Source organism: Pseudoalteromonas sp. 1CM17D, assembly GCF_023161805.1.
In the GTDB taxonomy this organism is placed as follows: domain Bacteria; phylum Pseudomonadota; class Gammaproteobacteria; order Enterobacterales; family Alteromonadaceae; genus Pseudoalteromonas; species Pseudoalteromonas atlantica.
Genome location: NZ_JALNTP010000002.1, coordinates 263,471 through 282,910 on the forward strand (window position 1 = coordinate 263,471; position 19,440 = coordinate 282,910).

A 19,440-nucleotide genomic window follows, 5' to 3' on the forward strand; every position below is an offset into this window, starting at 1 on the left:
TTCACGTTGAAATTGTTTACTAAGTTATACGATATGGCCCTAGTGTGGGCAAAACACCGCTTTGCTGAGCGCTATTTAGCAGCCATGAGCTTTGCTGAGTCCGTTTTTTTTCCGGTACCACCGGATGTAATGCTTGCTCCTATGTCGCTTGCTCAGCCAAGTAAAGCGTGGCGCTTTGCAAGCTTTGCAACAGTTGCTTCAGTACTTGGGGGGATTGTAGGTTACTTTTTAGGTTACTGGTTATTTGAGCCTGTTGTACAGCCCTTTATTGAGCAGATGCACTGGCAAGAAAAGTTTGAAACAGCGCTTACATGGTTTAAAGAGTATGGCGTGTGGGTGGTGTTTTTAGCGGGCTTTTCACCTATCCCTTATAAGGTATTTACTATTGGTGCAGGGGTATTACAAATGGCATTTTTACCATTTTTAATAGCGTCTGCCGTTGGCCGTGGTGCGCGTTTCTTTTTAGTTTCTGCTTTAATGAAGTGGGGCGGGGTTAAAATGGAGCAAAAATTACGTCAATATGTTGAAGTACTTGGCTGGGGTTTAGTTATATTAATAGCGGTTGCTTACTTTTTATTACGCTAACAAACAAAAGTAGTACTTTTTAAATTTCGGAGCAAAACACCTTGAATAGTCAGTACGCATTATATGTAATTGTATTTATTGTTGTTTTTCTTTCGGGGTGTTCATCTCGCCATATACCTGCTCCAGTTAGTAGCCTCAATACTAATGTTAATGACTTTCAAAAAGGCATTAACATTAATGGCAATAAATACACAGTACAAAAGGGGGATACTTTATATTCCATTGCCTTTAGTGCAGGGCAAGATTTTAGGTCGCTTGCAAAAAACAATTCAATTCCATCACCTTACGTTATTTATCCTGGGCAAGTGGTTTCGCTTGCAGCCACCACTAGCCATGCGCTTGCTAGCAATTCACCCGTTAAACAAAAAATAACATCCACTAAAATAAAACAAAAAACTAACAAAAAATTAAAGAAAAATCTTGATCAGCCGAAACAACGAGAGTATGTTCGAAAACAAGCCAATGAAATAGTTAGTAATGCTAAACCTTCGTCGAGCAGTAAAGTAAAGTGGTTTTGGCCTGCAAAGGGCAAAGTGACTAAACGCTTTTCTAATAAGGAAAACGGTTACAAGGGTTTACAGATTACTAACCGTACAGGGGCTTCAGTTTTAGCCGCAGCACAAGGAACGGTGGTGTATGCGGGTAATGCGCTTCGAGGGTACGGTAATTTAATCATTTTGAAACATAATGATGATTACCTAAGTGCTTATGCACATAACTCGAAACTACTTGTTAGAGAAAAGCAGAAAGTTAAGGCAGGACAAAAAATAGCAGAAATGGGCAAGTCAGAATCTTCGGTCACTGCGCTTCGTTTTGAAATTCGCTACCGTGGGCAAGCTGTCAATCCTGCTAAATACCTTCCCTAATTTTTAGGTATTGATAATTGCTCGGGAGAAGGCTTATGGCTAACGCAGCAAAACTTGACAAAAACACCACCGACGAAAAATTTGATGACACCGCAGTAGAAGAAACTGCAGCATTACTTGAAGAGGTTGATAGCGAAGAAGAGATATTTGCAAAAGAGGAAGTAACTAAAAACCTTGATGCAACCCAACTTTATTTAGGAGAAATTGGTTTTTCTCCCCTACTTAGCGCTGAAGAAGAAGTCTTTTTTGCCCGCAAATCGCTACGTGGATGTGAAGCATCTCGCAAGCGTATGATTGAAAGTAACCTACGTTTAGTTGTAAAAATTGCCCGCCGTTATAACAACCGAGGATTAGCACTTCTAGATTTAATTGAAGAAGGTAACCTAGGTTTAATTCGCGCTGTTGAAAAGTTTGACCCAGAGCGCGGTTTTAGATTTTCGACTTATGCAACGTGGTGGATACGCCAAACAATTGAACGCGCCATTATGAATCAAACGCGCACAATTCGCCTGCCAATACATGTAGTTAAAGAATTAAATGTTTACTTGCGTACAGCACGCGAGCTGACACAAAAGCTAGACCATGAGCCAACTGCTGAAGAAATTGCTGAAAGCCTAGGTAGACCCGTAGAAGACGTAACTAAAATGCTACGCTTAAACGAGAAAATTGCCTCAGTTGATATGCCAATTGGCGGTGAGAACGACAGCGCACTGTTAGACATTATTGCCGATGAAAAAAGCGCAGGCCCTGAGGGCGAAGTTCAAAATAATGATATTAACAAACATATTGTTGATTGGTTAGGTGAGTTAAACCCTAAACAACGTGAAGTATTAGCGCGTCGCTTTGGTTTACTTGGCTATGAGCCATCAACACTTGAAGATGTTGGCCGTGAAATTGGTTTAACGCGAGAGCGCGTAAGACAAATTCAGGTAGAAGCATTACGTCGTTTAAAAGATATTTTACAACAAGAAGGGTTAAGCACAGAAAGTTTGTTTGACCAGTTCTCGTAACTCCCTTTTATACTGTCTATGTGTTTAAAAGCTGAAGGATAAAACCTTCAGCTTTTTTTATGTCTTACGACCCCCAAGAAATACTATTTACAGTGTTATCAGCATCTTAACCACCGCTCAAGTTACCTATATTCAAAGTAGTGCTTTTAATTTATAAAGAAGCTCGTGTGCTTGACGCGGCGATAGGTTATCAGGGTCAATGGCACCGAGCTGCTCCTCAACCTCTGAAGGCTCAGGCGCAGGTAACTCATTAGCAAATGAAAACGCCTGCTGCTCAGCATTAGGCGCTGTTACACTTTGGTGGTTTTCGAGCAGTTTAAGCTTTTGTTTTGCTTGGGCTATCACGGCTTTAGGCACGCCGGCAAGCGCTGCGACCTGTAAGCCAAAGCTTTTACTTGCTGCACCATCAAGCACAGTATGCATAAATGCAATGGTGTCGTTGTGCTCTATGGCATCTAGGTGTACATTCACCAGCCCGGTTTTTTGCTCGGCAAGTTCCGTTAATTCAAAGTAGTGCGTAGCAAATAATGTTTTAGCAGATATTTTTTGTGCCAGATGATCAGCCGTTGCATAAGCAAGTGACAAGCCATCGTAGGTACTGGTGCCTCTGCCAATTTCATCCATTAATACCAAAGATTGCGCAGTTGCATTATTTAATATTGTGGCAGTTTCGGTCATTTCTACCATAAAAGTAGAGCGACCAGAGGCTAAATCGTCGCTTGCACCAATGCGAGTAAATATACGGTCAATATTACCAATTTTTGCACTATCAGCAGGGACATAACAGCCAATATGCGCCATCAATACGATAAGTGCTGTTTGGCGCATATAGGTTGATTTACCACCCATGTTTGGACCGGTGATAATCAACATTTTACGCTGGCTATTTAGCTCCACAGGGTTGGCAATAAAAGGTTCTTTCATTACTTGCTCTACCACAGGGTGGCGACCTTGTTTAATGCTTATATTGTCATCATCGCATAGCTGTGGTTTAGCATAGTTAAGCGTTTGTGCTCGCTCTGCTAAGTTATTCAATACATCTAAATCAGCTAATGCGCCAGCCATCATTTGAAGCTGTTCAATATGCGGGGCTATAAACTCAAATAGCTCTTCATATAATTGTTTTTCAAGCGCAAGAGCTTTTGATTGGCTGCCAAGCACTTTGTCTTCGTGCTCTTTTAATTCAGGTATTATGTAGCGTTCATTATTTTTAAGCGTTTGGCGGCGAATATAATCAGCAGGTACTAAGTGTGAATTTGCACGACTTACCTCGATAAAAAAGCCATGCACCTTGTTATAGCCAATTTTTAATGTGCTGATCCCGGTGCGCTCGCGCTCTCTAAGTTCTAGTTGCTCAAGTATATCGGTAGCGCCTTTACTCAAATTTCGCCATTCATCGAGTTCGCTGTTGTAGCCTGGTGCAATAACGCCCCCATCGCGAATTAGTACTGGTGGGTTATCAATAACAGCACGCTCAAGTAAAGCTTGTAGTTCAGGCAGCTCTGGAGAGTGGCGAACAATGCTAGCGATACGCTCATCATTAGCATCGTTTAATAATGCGTGCAGTGGTGCGAGTGCTTGTAGGGCACTGCGCAGTCGGGTTAAATCGCGCGGGCGTGCCGTGCATAAAGCAAGCCGTGCTATTACGCGCTCTATATCACCAATTTCTTTTAATGAATCGTGTAACTCGCCATATAACTGCACATCTAAAATAGCGCTAATGGCATTTAAACGTGAGTTAAGCTCATTTTTATTACGCACAGGTGTATGAATGCGGCGTTTAAGTAAACGCGACCCCATGGCCGTAGCGGTTTTATCAAGTACCTGCGCTAAAGTGTTTTCAAAGCCGCCCGATAAATTAACGGTTAGTTCTAAATTTTTGCGTGTTGCCGCATCTAATATAACAGCGTGCTCGTTATGCTCAAGCGTAATAGCGCGAATGTGGGGTAGCGCAATACGTTGTGTATCTTTTACGTATTGCATTAAACAACCCGCAGCGACCAAAGCAGCATGCGCTTTATCTACACCAAAACCAACTAAATCTTTGGTGCCAAACTGCTCGCACAGTAAGTGTTGCGCGGTGTCTAGGTCAAACTCCCACTCAGGGCGTCGCCGTGCCCCTTTTATATGCTCAATTAAGTGTGTGTTTTCAAAGCTTTCACAGTATAAAAGCTCAGCGGGTGCTAAGCGCTGTAGGGTTGAAGTAAATGCTTCGTCGGTGTTAACTTCAACTACGTTGAAACGCCCTGAATTTATATCAAGGTAGGCAATACCGTATAGCCCTTTTTTATTTTGCCATACGCTAGTGAGTAAGTTATCTTGGCGTTCTTGCAATAGCGCTTCATCTGAAATAGTACCCGGTGTAACGATGCGTACGACTTGGCGCTCTACAGGCCCTTTACTGGTTGCTGGATCGCCAACTTGCTCACATATAGCAACCGATTCGCCCATTTGCACTAAACGAGCTAAATAGTTTTCTACTGCATGATAAGGGACACCCGCCATAGGGATAGGATCGCCGCCGGCTTTACCGCGATGCGTTTGCGAAATATCGAGTAGTTGGGCCGCGCGTTTAGCGTCGTCAAAAAAGAGTTCATAAAAATCCCCCATACGATAAAACAATAAAATATCGCGATGCTCTGATTTTATTTTTAGATACTGCTGCATCATAGGGGTTTGTTGTTTTATAGTGTGCGGTGCATAAAGATCAAACGACATGTATTTACCCAAAGGCTGAATATGGAATTACATCAAGAGATTAAAACACTTGCTGCGCAATTGGGCGTTATTTTAACGGATAAACGCTTATGGATCACTACCGCTGAATCATGTACTGGTGGCGGAGTGAGTTATGCGCTTACAGATACGCCAGGTAGCTCAGGTTATTTGGGCCGCGCATTTGTTACTTATAGTAATGAAGCTAAGCATGAACTGCTTAATGTGGCCAATACTACGCTAGAGCAATTTGGTGCGGTGAGTGAGCAAACAGTAAAAGAGATGGCTTTTGGTGCCGCAAGCGTTGCCAAAGCTGATGTTGCCGTGGCAATTTCGGGCATTGCTGGGCCAGGTGGCGCTACGTCCGATAAACCAGTTGGCTTTGTGTGGTTTTGCATACAAATTGCCAATGAACAATTTACTTTTAAACAAATATTTAACGGCGATAGAGCGCAAGTTAGAATGCAAGCTATTGAATTTTCATTGAAAAAAACTATCGAGAAGATAAAATTATAAATTTCACTTGATACTGTGATTTCATACAGTATACTTGTTCGCATTAGCCGGATTTGGAGAACAGAATGAACGATAATAAACAAAAAGCGCTGGACGCTGCTCTATCACAAATTGAGCGTCAATTTGGTAAAGGATCAATTATGAAACTGGGCGATAACAAAGCCCTAAATATTGATGCTGTATCTACTGGCTCACTTGGGATTGATATTGCTTTAGGCATAGGTGGTTTGCCTATGGGGCGTATTGTTGAAGTGTATGGCCCTGAGTCTTCAGGTAAAACAACGCTTACTTTGCAAGTTATCGCGCAGGCTCAAAAAGAAGGCAAAACATGTGCCTTTGTTGATGCTGAGCATGCTCTTGATCCGGTATACGCACAAAAGTTAGGTGTTAACATTGATGAGCTGTTAGTGTCTCAGCCAGATACCGGTGAGCAAGCATTAGAAATTTGTGACATGTTAGTACGTTCAAGTGCTGTAGATGTTGTTATTGTCGATTCTGTTGCTGCGCTTACACCTAAAGCTGAAATTGAAGGCGACATGGGCGACTCGCACATGGGCTTACAAGCACGTTTAATGTCGCAAGCACTACGTAAGCTTACAGGTAATATTAAACGCTCAAATACGCTATGTATTTTCATTAACCAAATTCGTATGAAAATTGGTGTAATGTTTGGTAACCCTGAAACAACAACAGGTGGTAATGCACTTAAGTTTTACGCATCAGTGCGTATTGATATTCGTCGTATTGGCTCTGTTAAAGAAGGCGATGAGGTAGTAGGTAACGAAACCCGCGTTAAAGTAGTTAAAAACAAAGTTGCACCACCGTTTAAACAAGCTGAGTTCATCATTATGTATGGTGAAGGTATTTCTAAACAAGGTGAGTTAATTGATTTAGGTGTTAAGCACAAAATTGTTGAAAAAGCAGGTGCTTGGTACAGCTACAATGGCAATAAAGTAGGCCAAGGTAAATCAAACTCTATTAAGTTTTTGAAAGAAAACGTAGAAATTGCAGATGAAATTGAAGGTAAGTTACGTGATATGTTGCTATTAAAGGCAACGGTTGAGCCAGAAGATGGCGAAGATGTATTAGGCGCTGAGTCTGACCTTTAAGTGTAAACGTTCTCTAAGCTTGATTTGACCCGAGCTTTAAAAGGCGCTAACCAGCAATGGTTAGCGCCTTTTTGTGTTTAAAGCACATTAAAACGATAACCTTACAGGCTTTAATAGATGCAGTTTAAATAGCACTTAGCCATATTTACAGCGAGGCTGGATAACAAGTTCGCTTTTTAATTGAGGCGAGTAATAAAAGCATGCTATTGCAAATACTTTACATAAGGTAGATAGCGCAAGGAGGGAGGATAAGCGTTTTAACTTAAAGGGGCTTAAAGCAAAAACGGCACTAAAAAGTGCCGTTTAAATTTAAAAGCCGTACTTTAAAAAAGCGACTTATAGCTGCCAGTTTACAGATAGCGCGTAGTTACGCGGCGCACCGTAATAACCTTGAGCCCAGTATAGGCTGTGCAGGTATTTTTCATCTGTGGTGTTATTAACGTTAAAAGTAACCCCAACGTTTTCTGTAATTTTGTAGTTAGCCATTAAATCAAGAATACCGTAAGCATCTTGGTTCGTGGTTACAAGTGCTGCGCCGGTTGCATCTTTAACCTGTACGCGGCTAACAGAGTCTTGCCAACGATAATTTGCACCAAAAGTTAAGCCTTCAACAAATGGTACTTGGTAAGTTGCAGCAAGTTTTAGCTGATTCTCTGGCGTGTAATCTTCAACTAAATCATCACCATCAATATTTAAATTACTAAAGCTGATGCTTGCACTTAAATCCTCGGTTACTTTACCACTTAATTCAATTTCAAAACCGTCACTGGTGATACCATCAGCACCATAATAGCGAGTATCGCTTGGTAATGAATCAGGTAATGCAACAGCTAGGTTTTCTTGTTTTGCATCAAAGTAAGCAAAGGTTACAAATACTTGGTCGTCTAAAAGCTGTGCTTTTAAACCAATTTCGCTACTTTTACCAGTAATTGGCGCCAATTGCTCAGCATTAATATCAAGCTCTTTTTGTGGCACAAAAGTCTCTGTGTAACTTGCATAGGCTGAAAGCGATTCATTAAAGTCATAAACAGCCCCCACATACGGAATAACTTCGCTGTCGTTACGTGTTTGTTCTACACCATAAGCAGTGCCGGATGTTTCCCAATCAGTGTAACGTACACCTGCTAATACGCTTAGCGGAGCGCTTAATTTAATGCGAGTAGACATATAAGCGGATTGCTGTTTGTTTTCTATGTCACTGCCATTTAAGCCATCAGCAAGGGTTGCTTCAGGTACTACGCCATCCCACGTATCAAGCGAAGGCATTGCTGGGAAGCCGTTACCCGTGGTGTAATCGTAAAGCGATTGCTCGTTGTAATCCATTTTTGCTTGGCTAACACCAAATGATAAGTCGTGTTCTTGGCCAAATAAATCAAATTTACCGCTGGCGTATAAATCAAATAAATCGTGCTTATCTTCGTAGTCGTAACGGCTTGCGTAACCGGTTAAACCAAGGCCAGTTTCGCTATCTGGTGTGCCATATACGTAAAATAGTTCTGAGTCTTGCTCGTTTTCTATATGTGCGTAACGCGCTGTTGCAACCCACGTAGCCGATAGGTTTTGCTCAAGTGTTACATATACTTGCTCTGCGCTGTTATCCCAGTAAGACCAATCAGATGCCGTACTTGTAGAGGCGTCGTAGTTTGTTGCTGTGCCATCGGTGTAATAAAGAGGGAGTGCGCCCCAAAGTGGGCTATCGGCATCTTTTTGTTGGTTAACATAGTTGATGCTTAATGTTGTGTCATCGGTTAGCTTGCCTTCGTAAGCAAGATAAGCAATTGTTTTATCTGTTTCGTAACGATCTAGGTATGACTCCGCTTTTTGCTTGGTAAATACGGCGCGCACAGCGTGGTCGTCGTTAATTGGCGTTGAAACATCTACTTCTAAACGTTTGTTGTTCCATGAACCATACGATGCAGATGCATGCGCTTGAGTTATGTAAGTTGGTTTTTTTAATACCATATTTACGGTTGCAGATGGGTTACCTGCGCCAGTCATAAGGCCGTTTGCACCACGTACAATTTCTACACGGTCGTAAATAGACGTATCTAAAGTGCCTTGAATAGAGCCTGAGCTTTGTGGGATGCCTAAACCATCAACCTGAAAGTTTGTTATTTCAAAGCCACGGGCTTTAAAATAAGTACGGTCAGTTTCTATTTGTTCTACAGTTACACCGGGGGTGCTCTCTAGCACTGAGTTAATATCATCTAGTGAAAAATCATCCATTAAAGCGCGAGAAACAACAGAAATACTTTGTGGGGTTTCTTTGATTGTTAGGCCTAATTTTGTAGCAGATTGCGCATCTTCTGTGATGTAGTTTTTATGATGCTGGCCATATACTGCTATTTTTTCTAATGAGTCATCTGTATTTGTTGTAGTTTCTTGTGCAAATGCATGACCAGATAAAACAAGTGAAGTAATAAGGCTTAGCTTAGATAAACGCAAAATTTGTTGGGACGACATGTGTTTTTCCAATAGGTTCAAAAAAGAAGTGCATAACATAATCTAAATGAGAGTGATTTTCAATAACATGTTTGTTGTTTGTGCAAAATAATTAGTAGTTATCCGAAATTGTGGGGATTTAGTGGATTTTAGAAACTAAATAGCCGCTTAGTTTAAGCTAAGGTAATACTCCTTAATCGCAAAGAGGGTGCTATTTCTGTACAAACTTTTATCTGAGCTCTTCCAAATGCTGCTATTTAAGCTTGTTTAATCGCTAACCGTGTTTAATTTACTGAAAATCTCAGACAAAAAAGCACCCTTAAATACCATTACTATCACAGTACTATTAAACCTTTTAAACAGAGTTCAAGTTGTATAGCTAAAAAAAGCGGCCTAAGCCGCTTTATTGTGATCACTATGTTTAATTAAAAATTGTATTTTACAGAAAATTGTAAGCGCTCTAAATCGCCGTCAATACCACTTTCTGTTTCGCGCTCGGCATGTTTAAACTCTGCCCCAAATGTTAAACGCTTAACCGGTGAGTATAAAATGTTTGCACTAAAGCTTTGGCTTGATTCAACAGGGTCACCTGATATTGTTAATAGATCGGTGTTGTTGTCAGCACTAAAGAAAGAATATAAGAAAGTTGAGCGCCACTGGCTTGTCCATTTATGCTGATAAGCAACAAAACCAGATGTTGAGTCTATTGCATCTAGTTCATCGCCATTAAGCACTGCACTATGGGCAACATTTAAGCCCACGTAACGGCCAAGGCCTTTACCTTGTGTAAGCATAAATTTAAGATAGTCTTCGCCAAAATTTACACGGCCCGAAGCGCTAATACCAAACGAGGTTTCATCAGCGTCAACATCGCCTACTTTATAAGTAAGTTGGCGAGCAAGTGCTGCAACTACAAAGTTACCCCAATCGGCATTGTGTGTGTAGCGCGCAGTAAAATCAGGAAGTGACGCATCATCTGTTTCTACACGTGCGCCACCTTGAGTGGTAATTGTGCTTTCTGGGTTTTCTAGTGAGAACGACCAAGCACCGGTTGTGTACTTAATTTGCGTTTGGCGAACAAAAACAGTGCCTTCAGCAGGGCCTACAAAATCTAGTGTTTCTGCAAGTGCACCCACGTTTTGAAAGTTTGACCATGTTTGACCAAATAACCAGCCATCGTAAGTTACAAATGCATGGCGAATACGTGGAGCATAAGAGTTTGATACGCGCTCGTTACCGCCAGGTGCAGATGCTAAAAAGTCTAACTCAATTTTAGTTTTAACTGTTTTACCGTTATCCATTAACGTTGACGTACCAAAGTTAAAACGTGACTCACGTGCATGCATATCAAATACGGCATCCGAATCATCGTCATCGCCTACAGGCAGTGTACTTGGTACGTAAAAATCACGCCCTACATTTGAGCCATCAGGAGCGCCTGCAGAGTAATCACTCCACATTGTATCTAGCTTAATGTATCCGCCGTAAGTAAATTCGGTGTTACCTACTTTAGCTGCAGTTGCCGCATAAGCCGTGCTTGTTAAAGCACATAATACAGCACTCGCTGCAAGAGTTTTTAATGGGGTAAATTTCATTGTGGTGTCCTTTAAAGGCTACTTGTTGTTTGTTGCTTTTTAAACGTTCAAATGTATTACTTGCTACAGGTATTACTTACGAATAAAAATTTATTTATCTTGCATCACGCTATGAGTTCGTTAAATAAGTGTTTAACTTGCATGGCTGCATCATTATTTTAATGTCCGAAAACCACTTTTAAATATGTGCAAAATTTACTCAATTACCTATTGGTCTATAAGACGAAGGTTTAAGAGTAATTCAATGGCCACTTACTTATATTTAACATACTGTATTTCTATGTAAAAAAGTCATGAGCGGCGAGATTATAAACCACAAAATGTTAATTAGAAGGGTTGTACAACTAAGGTCTAATATTTAATAAAGTACTGCTGAGTAATCCTTTAATCATGGCAAGTTATTAAAATGGAGACTGAGATGTCACAAAGTATCTATCCTGTTCCTGCACATATTGAAAAAACGACGTTAGTTGATAACGAAAAATATAATACACTCTACAAACAGTCGATTGATGACCCACAAGGGTTTTGGCGTGAACATGGCCAGCGCTTAGATTGGTTTACTCCGTATACTAAAGTAAAAAACACCTCATTTGATAAAGGCCATATCGATATAAAATGGTACGAAGATGGCGTTTTAAATGCCTCTTATAACTGTATTGACCGCCATTTAAAAACCAAAGCCGATAAAGTTGCGCTTATTTGGGAAGGAGACAACCCAAACCAAAGTGAAAACATTACCTACCAACAATTACATGATGAAGTGGCGCGCTTTGCCAATGGTTTAAAAAAACTGGGTGTACAAAAAGGTGACCGAGTTGCTATTTATATGCCGATGACGCCGCAAGCAATTTACGCCATGCAGGCCTGTGCACGTATTGGCGCTATTCACTCGGTTGTATTTGGTGGTTTTTCTCCCTCAGCCATTGCAGATCGAATTAAAGATTCAGGCGCTAAAGTGGTGATCACATCCGATGAAGGCCGCCGAGCTGGTAATTGTGTTCCTTTAAAAGCGAATGTTGATGAAGCCGTAGCACAAGAGTCGGTGACAAGCATTGAACACGTTATTGTACATCAGCTAACCGGTGGCGAAGTTGATTGGAACGAGCACGATATTTGGTGGCATGAGCTTGTTGCCGACCAACCGGCGCAGTGCGAACCGGAGCCAATGAATGCAGAAGATCCACTCTTTATTTTATATACTTCGGGCTCTACTGGCCAACCAAAAGGGGTTGTGCATACTACAGGGGGTTACTTAGTTTACTCATCAATGACCCACGAATACGTATTTGATTTACAAGAGGACGACGTATATTGGTGTAGCGCCGATGTAGGTTGGATCACCGGCCACAGCTATATTGCTTATGGCCCACTGGTTAATGGCTGTACGCAAGTGGTATTTGAAGGTGTGCCTACCTACCCAACCGCAGGGCGCATGGGTGAGGTGATTGATAAGCACGGCGTAACCATTTTATATACTGCACCAACCGCTATTCGAGCGTTAATGGCCAAAGGCGATGAGCCAACCGCGTCATCTAATCGTCAAAGTTTACGCATTTTAGGCTCGGTGGGAGAACCCATCAACCCTGAAGCATGGACGTGGTATTACGAAAATATTGGTAATGCTAATTGCCCAATCGTAGATACGTGGTGGCAAACCGAAACGGGCGGCATTATGATCACCCCACTGCCTGGTGCCACCCAAACTAAGCCAGGCTCAGCAACGCATCCGTTTTTTGGTATTGCGCCGGCTCTATTTGATGCAGAGGGTAATACACTAGAAGGTGCCGTTGACGGTAATTTAGTGATATTAGATAGCTGGCCTTCACAAGCGCGTACTGTTTATGGCGACCACGAACGTTTTGAACAAACCTATTTTAGTGCTTACCCCGGTGTTTACTTTACAGGTGACGGCTGTCGTCGTGATGAAGATGGCTATTACTGGATCACAGGGCGTGTTGATGACGTGCTTAATGTATCAGGGCATCGCTTAGGCACCGCTGAAATAGAAAGCGCGCTAGTAGCTCACGAAGCTGTAGCAGAGGCCGCCGTAGTCGGTTATCCGCATGATATTAAAGGCCAAGGTATTTATGTTTACATTACGCCAAATGAGGGTGTTACTGTAAGTGATGAGCTGACAACTCAAGTACGTAATTGGGTACGTAAAGAGCTAAGCCCAATAGCTTCCCCTGATATGATTCAATGGTCGCCAGGCCTACCAAAAACGCGTTCAGGTAAGATTATGCGTCGAATTTTACGTAAAATAGCCGCAAATGAACACCAACAGCTAGGGGATACATCGACACTTGCAGACCCAACCGTGGTAGATGAGCTCATAGAAAACCGATTAAATCGTTAAATGCGCGTTAAAAACTTGATTACAAGTTGATTCTAAACGTAGTATATCGGCTGCCAGTAAGTACTTTATACCTTATTGGCAGCCGAATTTATTAGGAGCGAACCATGAGTCAGTTTTTAATAGCGGATGATCATCCGTTATTTCGCGAGGCACTAAAAGGAGCATTAAGTGCTAAGTTTGACGATTTAGAGGTATTTGAATCATCAGATTTTGACAGCACACTGCAAGTACTTAGCGAACAAGAAGATCTTGATATATTACTGCTAGATTTACACATGCCAGGTAATGGTGATTTATATGGCCTGATCCGCATTCGCGAAGACTACCCAAGCTTACCCATAGCGGTTGTCTCAGGAAGTGAAGACATAAACATAGTGTCTAAGGTAATGGGTTATGGCGCAATGGGCTTTATTCCTAAGTCATCATCTTCAGATGATATTGCTAATGCTATAAACCAAATACTAGAAGGCGATACGTGGCTTCCAAAAGAGTTAAAAAATAAAGTAGCCGAAATAGAAGGAGAAGACAGAGAAATTGCTGCGCAGGTTGCATCGTTAACGCCGCAGCAATATCGTGTATTGCAATACCTTCATGAAGGGTTACTAAACAAACAAATAGCCTACGAACTACATATTTCTGAGGCAACAGTCAAAGCACACATTACTGCAATTTTTAGAAAACTTGGCGTTTATAACCGTACCCAAGCCGTTCTTATTGCCGCTAAATTACAACTAGAACCAATAGAGCAAGCTTAAAATATTAAAAGCGCTAAAATTTGTTTATCGTTTAAAATAAATTTAAAGCCGTATGTTTGGTGTTTAGGCAAAGCAGTGCCTAGCTAATGTGCTTATTGCCTGTTTATAGGTGATAAGCGCTTACAAATACCAGATATTCGCTGCTCTGGGTGATATGGCAAGACTGAATAAACTTCAATCCACAAAAGCCAATACACTCAAGCAGCGCTTTTTAAACTTAAAACCTACACGTTATTTACCTTTTATACATGATCTCTTTTGCAAACAATGCTAGGTTAGCGCAATTTTGTAATTTATAGAGCCAAGTATGACAGACTCCACACACTCACCTAATAATCAACCTAAAGACAATAACGGCTTATTTAATCGCTTTTTAGCAACCGTTGAGTTTTTAGGAAATATGCTTCCTCATCCCATTACTTTATTTGCGATATTTGCGGTTTCAATTGTGCTAATTAGTGGTATTGCTGATTGGTTTGGGCTAAGCGCAATTGACCCAAGACCGATTGGGGCAGCAGGGCGTGCGCCTGATGGAGTAATTGAAGTTGTTAGCTTACTCAGTGCTGAGGGGCTACAGCGTATTATGGCTGGCCTGGTTACTAACTTTACCGGTTTTGCGCCTTTAGGCACTGTATTAGTGGCACTACTTGGGGTAAGTGTTGCAGAGCATTCAGGGCTACTCTCTGCTGCTATGCGAGGCATGGTTATGGGCGCGTCAAAGCGTTTAGTTACCTTTATGGTGGTGTTTGCGGCCATAATGTCTAACACAGCTTCTGAGCTTGGCTATGTGGTTTTAATTCCGCTTGCAGCCATGATATTTCATAGTTTGGGGCGCCACCCTTTAGCTGGCTTAGCGGCTGCTTTTGCCGGTGTTTCTGGCGGCTATAGCGCTAATTTACTACTTGGCACAATAGACCCATTATTAGCAGGTATAACTACGCCTGCAGCACAAATGATTGACCCAACGTACGAGGTTGGCGCCGAGGCTAACTGGTATTTCATGATGATATCAGTATTACTTATTGCCGCACTGGGTACACTCGTAACCGAAAAAATAGTAGAGCCGCGTTTAGGTAAATATAACCCCGATGAAGCCAGTATCGACTTGTCACAAAACAATATTGATACACTTACCGCGTTAGAAAAAACCGGTCTAAAATGGGCGGGTGTTGCTCTATTAGTGGTGCTGTCGTTATTTGCTTGGACGATTATTCCTGCCGATGGTATTTTACGCCACCCAGAAACAGGCCAAGTGGCAGGCTCGCCTTTTTTAAAAGGAATAGTCGCAATTATATTTGTAACTTTTAGTGTGCCAGGCTTTGTTTACGGGCGTGTTGTTGGCAGCATGAAAAACGATAAAGACATTATTAACGCAATGAGCAAAAGCATGAGCTCAATGGGTTTATATATAGTGTTAGTATTTTTTGCAGCCCAGTTTGTGGCCTTTTTTAAATGGACTAATTTAGGCACTATTTTGGCAATTAATGGTGCAGCACTATTACAAGCGTTAAACCTTACCGGCCCAGAAGTATTTGTATTGTTTATATTAATGTGTGCAATGGTTAACTTGAGTTTAGGCTCGTCATCGGCGCAGTGGGCGATTACAGCCCCTATTTTTGTGCCTATGCTTATGCTTATTGGTTACGCGCCAGAAACCATTCAAGCGGCGTATCGTATTGGTGACTCTGTGACTAACTTAATCACCCCAATGATGAGCTATTTTGGCTTAATTTTAGCGGTAGCAGTTAAATATAAAAAAGACATGGGTATAGGAACGTTAGTGGCCACCATGCTGCCATACAGTATTGTGTTTTTTATCGGTTGGGTCATTTTATTTTACGTATGGGTGTTTGCTTTAGGCTTGCCAGTAGGGCCTGAGTCACCTATTTATTACACACCTTAATGGTGGATGCCAATTTACAATTAATTACGGTGTCGGATAAAACACAGCTACAGCTAATATCTGACTCTAATTAAGCTGTTAGGCATAAAAAAGCCAGCAAAAGGGGGAAACCCTGTTGCTGGCCTTATAGTATGTAAAAAGGGGTCTTATACCAATCCGCAATAATACTTAATCATTTTCAGGGGCTAAACGTGTCGCTATCTGCGTTAAAAAATTCTCATTTAGAGCAACTAAATAGCGAATTTTTTGCCTTGCTATCAACACGTTTATCCATCCTCAAAATAGATCACTTAATTATGCGAAATGGTATTAGCTAAATACCACGGTTTTATTACCGTTAATAAATAGTTTGTGTTCAGAAGCTAGTTGTAAGGCTTTACTAAACACGGTTTTTTCTACGTCTTTACCCATTTTAGCCATCATTTCAGCGGTGTTAGCGTGCGTTACGCTGGTAACGTCTTGTAAAATAATAGGGCCTTCATCTAGCTCATTATTTACAAAGTGAGCCGTAGCACCAATAATTTTTACGCCGCGCTCAAATGCTTGATGATACGGTTTAGCGCCAATAAAGGCCGGTAAAAACGAGTGGTGAATATTAATAATTTTGTTCTCAAAGCGACCCACAAATTCAGGGCTTAGTATGCGCATGTATTTTGCCAAGCCAATAATGTCAGGGTTATAAGAGGCAATTAAATCACCTACTTTTTCATCATGCTCGGCGCGACTTAGGCCTACGTGCGAAACAACATGAAAAGGCACATCAAAGCCTTTTGCTAATGGCTCTAAATCTGGGTAGTTGGCAATCACAGCTAATACTTCAATATTTAACGCTTGCTCAAACTGTTTAAGTAATACAGACCCTAAGCAATGTGCTTCTTTTGTTGCAAGCAGTACCACTTTAGTTTTTGTATCATCATGTAGAGCAAGTTGTGCACCCTCAGGTAATAAAGCGCGTAATTGCGATAAAAAGTCACTTTGTGGCTCGCCGGTTAGTTCAGTGCGCATAAAAAAGCGCTTGGCGTCTTTATCTACAAATTCGTTATTACGTGTAATATTTAAATTGTGCGCGTGGCAAAGCCCTGTAATTTTGGCAATTAGGCCTACATCGTCGGCACATTGGGTGGTTAGTATATAGCTCATTTTCCTCATTCTTACCCAGTTTATAATTGCTTCATTATTTGGTTTTTAACGCATAAAGCAAGGGGTTTATGCGTAAATTTAGAATTAATCGGTCAAATAGGTATAAATGATTCAATAAAGTGAAGGACAATTAAAAATACGTTAATAATAAGGCAGATAAACACCATAAATTTTAACAAGCGGGTATTTAAAAAAGGTTTAGTGGTAAGTATTTAGTGCGCGCACGGTTTGTAACCTAGTTGCCTAGATTAAAACCGCGGCGCAGTTTAGCTTTTACAAATATAGCAAAGCGATTATTAAGCTTTAGGCTCTGGTGTTAAGTTCTCTTCTTGCCTTAGGTAACCAGCGGCCTCTTCATCCTCTTTTGTTATTGCTTGCTGAGTAGGTATTGCACGGGTTTGTTGGTTTAATTGATGTATTTGCGATGCATTACCTAAATCGCGCTCACTGGTAATTGAAGCAATTGATTCGCGGTCTTTTAGAAAGGCAATTACATCATTTTTAATGGCTTGTAATTGACCTTCATCTTTGTGCATTTCCATTATATGGCGAGGATGCTCAAGGTTTTTCATACCGGTGGCAGCAAACGTGCTCGTAATAACACGAGAGACAATGACCCATGGCGTGATACTGCTGCGCACTAAGGTGTTTTCTGAGCGGGTGCTGTCGTGAATACCTGTCCCCGTTGAAATTTTAGATTCGGTAAATGTACCTTCGCACTTAAAGTACACAAGTAATGATTCAAACTGCATTTCGGCAAAAAATAAATGAGCACAGTTAGCCAATAAACGAGCAAAGGCTTTAATAATCACTGCTATTATTAAAATATGAACACTGCTCATTAGTAAGCTACTAAACTGTATAACATTTTGGTTATTAAACGCTTGCTGTAAATTATTAATATTAGCGCTATCTATGTAGTAATAAATATCTATTAATGAATAGGCTAACCACACCGTTAATGCTAACGCCACAATATAAAGTAAATTAGCACTGATTAGCGCGACTAACCTGGCTAGGGTAAAGTTTTTACCTAGCTCCATAGCGTGTAGTTTAGGCTGAACCTCTTGAATCATTTCGCCTTTAAAACCGCCTTTACCCTCTATTTGCTCTTGCAATTTTGGGTCTAGCTCGCGGTAAACTCTATTAGGCACTTCTTTGTAGCGTCTATTTGCCATGACAAGATTATCAAGGTTTATAAATACTTCATCAGGGTGAACAGACTCTTGCCAGTTTTCACGTAATTCTGACACTTCGGCGGTAGGGGTCACTGCGTTTAAGCGTGCTTTGATCATTGTAAATACTAATGCGCAGCTTAACGTTGCTAATATAATAATGGCAATGAGGTATATGCCAGCATGCAAGTTTGGCAGTTGTGCCAGCCACGCGTCTATTTCTTGTTTGCTGATATGTTGCTCTTGCATTAGCCACGACATAGAAAGGCCAATAACAATCGGCAAAATAAACGACAACGAAATAATTTTAGCTAATGTACCGCCTCCCAGCGCTTCAATGTTTCTTTCAGCATTGCGAGAGATAGGTTTGCTACTTGAGCGCCAAGAAAAAAGCACATAAAACATTAAAATAGCACTGTAAACCGGAAAGGCTAATTCGCCAGCTTCCCCAGTAAAGCCCGACAGCGAAACAAACGCTACAAGCCCATAAGCAACTAAAGCAACAAGCGTGCTCACCCATGAGCCAAATAATCGCTGCGCTACATTTCGAATTGGGTAAGGTAAAAATAACAGTTTGGGAATTAAGCTGTGTAACAAACGAGATAAAAATCCGTTAGGCTCTTTAAAGGTACTGTTTTTACGACCAACCAGCATTTCTTCGAGTGATTTGGCGTTATAGGCTACTTCTTTTTTTTCTTCTTGCGCGGTAGAGCTCTCAGACTTACTAAAATTATACGCAAGCGATGTAGGGTGGTTTCTGCCTACAAAGTATTTTAAGGTGGCATAAATACCTGACGATAAAGAGCGAATACCCAGCGCTAAAATAAACATGCCAAATAGCATTAAAATCCAGCCTGCGGTGGTACTTTCTTTCACCGAGCTTGCAGCTATAACAAGTAAACTTACGCCTGCTACCGACTCAATAATACCTCTTAGCGCGGTTACTTTACCTTCCAACTTAAAGGGGTTTTTTAACCCAAGATCAATAGAACCATAATCAAATGCCATTGTATGCTCCTTGTAAACAGCACATTATTTAAGGGGTTACCAGTTTTGCAATAATACTTAATCATTTGCGGGGGCAAACCTAGTGTTAGCTATGTTTTTCCGGGCTCAAATAGACTAATTAATTAAGCGAGTTGGTATTATTATCCGTGTATATTTTGGCCAAAATGAGCATAGCTAAACGGTACCAAAAGGTGCAGTTTATATACTTAAGCAGGTAATTAAACTAAACGGATTTTTATATTATTGTTCAATTTTTGATTAT

13 protein-coding genes are annotated in these 19,440 nt (G+C 41.1%); 8 read left to right on the forward strand and 5 right to left on the reverse strand.

Features of this window, described 5'->3' with window-relative positions; genetic code table 11:
• The first annotated feature begins 6 nt into the window (after nucleotides 1–6).
• From MSC25_RS04910 to rpoS, 3 genes are read left to right on the forward strand one after another with little or no spacing between them, the layout of a single operon-like run.
• Complete coding sequence (locus MSC25_RS04910) at nucleotides 7–585, forward strand: YqaA family protein (protein ID WP_004586188.1); 579 nt, start codon at nucleotides 7–9, stop codon at nucleotides 583–585.
• A gap of 41 nt (nucleotides 586–626) precedes the next feature.
• Nucleotides 627–1,451: a peptidoglycan DD-metalloendopeptidase family protein gene (locus MSC25_RS04915; RefSeq protein ID WP_248442793.1), complete on the forward strand. Its 825-nt coding sequence runs from the start codon at nucleotides 627–629 to the stop codon at nucleotides 1,449–1,451.
• Nucleotides 1,452–1,486: 35 nt separating this feature from the next.
• On the forward strand, nucleotides 1,487–2,461 hold the full coding sequence (rpoS, locus tag MSC25_RS04920) for an RNA polymerase sigma factor RpoS (protein ID WP_248442794.1): 975 nt from the start codon (nucleotides 1,487–1,489) through the stop codon (nucleotides 2,459–2,461).
• 132 nt (nucleotides 2,462–2,593) lie between these two features.
• Here the strand turns inward: rpoS and mutS are convergent, their stop codons facing one another.
• Nucleotides 2,594–5,179 carry a DNA mismatch repair protein MutS gene (gene mutS, locus MSC25_RS04925; RefSeq protein WP_248442795.1) on the reverse strand — a complete coding sequence of 862 codons (2,586 nt, stop codon included), beginning with the start codon at nucleotides 5,177–5,179 and terminating at the stop codon, nucleotides 2,594–2,596.
• A gap of 21 nt (nucleotides 5,180–5,200) precedes the next feature.
• On the opposite strand from mutS, the gene MSC25_RS04930 reads away from it, so the two are divergent.
• On the forward strand, nucleotides 5,201–5,692 hold the full coding sequence (locus MSC25_RS04930; protein ID WP_248442796.1) for a nicotinamide-nucleotide amidohydrolase family protein: 492 nt from the start codon (nucleotides 5,201–5,203) through the stop codon (nucleotides 5,690–5,692).
• 65 nt (nucleotides 5,693–5,757) lie between these two features.
• Nucleotides 5,758–6,801, forward strand: coding sequence for a recombinase RecA (gene recA / locus MSC25_RS04935; RefSeq protein WP_004586193.1), 1,044 nt, complete (start codon nucleotides 5,758–5,760; stop codon nucleotides 6,799–6,801).
• A gap of 336 nt (nucleotides 6,802–7,137) precedes the next feature.
• Here the strand turns inward: recA and MSC25_RS04940 are convergent, their stop codons facing one another.
• Nucleotides 7,138–9,264 (reverse strand): TonB-dependent siderophore receptor, encoded by a 2,127-nt coding sequence (locus tag MSC25_RS04940; protein ID WP_248442797.1) that lies wholly within the window; start codon nucleotides 9,262–9,264, stop codon nucleotides 7,138–7,140.
• A gap of 404 nt (nucleotides 9,265–9,668) precedes the next feature.
• Nucleotides 9,669–10,838, reverse strand: coding sequence for a DcaP family trimeric outer membrane transporter (locus MSC25_RS04945; RefSeq protein ID WP_248442798.1), 1,170 nt, complete (start codon nucleotides 10,836–10,838; stop codon nucleotides 9,669–9,671).
• Nucleotides 10,839–11,256: 418 nt separating this feature from the next.
• Between MSC25_RS04945 and acs the strand changes: the two genes are divergently transcribed.
• From acs to MSC25_RS04960, 3 genes are all read left to right on the forward strand, one after another.
• Nucleotides 11,257–13,197, forward strand: coding sequence for an acetate--CoA ligase (acs, locus tag MSC25_RS04950; RefSeq protein ID WP_024033109.1), 1,941 nt, complete (start codon nucleotides 11,257–11,259; stop codon nucleotides 13,195–13,197).
• A gap of 104 nt (nucleotides 13,198–13,301) precedes the next feature.
• Nucleotides 13,302–13,952 carry a response regulator transcription factor gene (locus MSC25_RS04955; protein ID WP_004586197.1) on the forward strand — a complete coding sequence of 217 codons (651 nt, stop codon included), beginning with the start codon at nucleotides 13,302–13,304 and terminating at the stop codon, nucleotides 13,950–13,952.
• Nucleotides 13,953–14,259: 307 nt separating this feature from the next.
• Complete coding sequence (locus MSC25_RS04960; RefSeq protein WP_054982716.1) at nucleotides 14,260–15,855, forward strand: AbgT family transporter; 1,596 nt, start codon at nucleotides 14,260–14,262, stop codon at nucleotides 15,853–15,855.
• A gap of 309 nt (nucleotides 15,856–16,164) precedes the next feature.
• On the opposite strand, the gene purU is transcribed toward MSC25_RS04960, so the two are convergent.
• On the reverse strand, nucleotides 16,165–16,995 hold the full coding sequence (gene purU / locus MSC25_RS04965) for a formyltetrahydrofolate deformylase (RefSeq protein ID WP_024033106.1): 831 nt from the start codon (nucleotides 16,993–16,995) through the stop codon (nucleotides 16,165–16,167).
• 296 nt (nucleotides 16,996–17,291) lie between these two features.
• On the reverse strand, nucleotides 17,292–19,178 hold the full coding sequence (locus tag MSC25_RS04970; RefSeq protein WP_248442799.1) for a hypothetical protein: 1,887 nt from the start codon (nucleotides 19,176–19,178) through the stop codon (nucleotides 17,292–17,294).
• Between the last annotated feature and the right edge of the window lie 262 nt (nucleotides 19,179–19,440).

Excerpts from the sequence above, each read along its gene's own strand:
- rpoS (WP_248442794.1), top strand. The coding sequence starts at position 1,487 with ATGGCTAACGCAGCAAAACTTGACAAAAACACCACCGACGAAAAATTT.
- mutS (WP_248442795.1), bottom strand. The coding sequence starts at position 5,179 with ATGTCGTTTGATCTTTATGCACCGCACACTATAAAACAACAAACCCCT.
- MSC25_RS04930 (WP_248442796.1), top strand. The coding sequence starts at position 5,201 with ATGGAATTACATCAAGAGATTAAAACACTTGCTGCGCAATTGGGCGTT.
- recA (WP_004586193.1), top strand. The coding sequence starts at position 5,758 with ATGAACGATAATAAACAAAAAGCGCTGGACGCTGCTCTATCACAAATT.
- MSC25_RS04940 (WP_248442797.1), bottom strand. The coding sequence starts at position 9,264 with ATGTCGTCCCAACAAATTTTGCGTTTATCTAAGCTAAGCCTTATTACT.
- MSC25_RS04945 (WP_248442798.1), bottom strand. The coding sequence starts at position 10,838 with ATGAAATTTACCCCATTAAAAACTCTTGCAGCGAGTGCTGTATTATGT.
- acs (WP_024033109.1), top strand. The coding sequence starts at position 11,257 with ATGTCACAAAGTATCTATCCTGTTCCTGCACATATTGAAAAAACGACG.
- MSC25_RS04955 (WP_004586197.1), top strand. The coding sequence starts at position 13,302 with ATGAGTCAGTTTTTAATAGCGGATGATCATCCGTTATTTCGCGAGGCA.
- MSC25_RS04960 (WP_054982716.1), top strand. The coding sequence starts at position 14,260 with ATGACAGACTCCACACACTCACCTAATAATCAACCTAAAGACAATAAC.
- purU (WP_024033106.1), bottom strand. The coding sequence starts at position 16,995 with ATGAGCTATATACTAACCACCCAATGTGCCGACGATGTAGGCCTAATT.
- MSC25_RS04970 (WP_248442799.1), bottom strand. The coding sequence starts at position 19,178 with ATGGCATTTGATTATGGTTCTATTGATCTTGGGTTAAAAAACCCCTTT.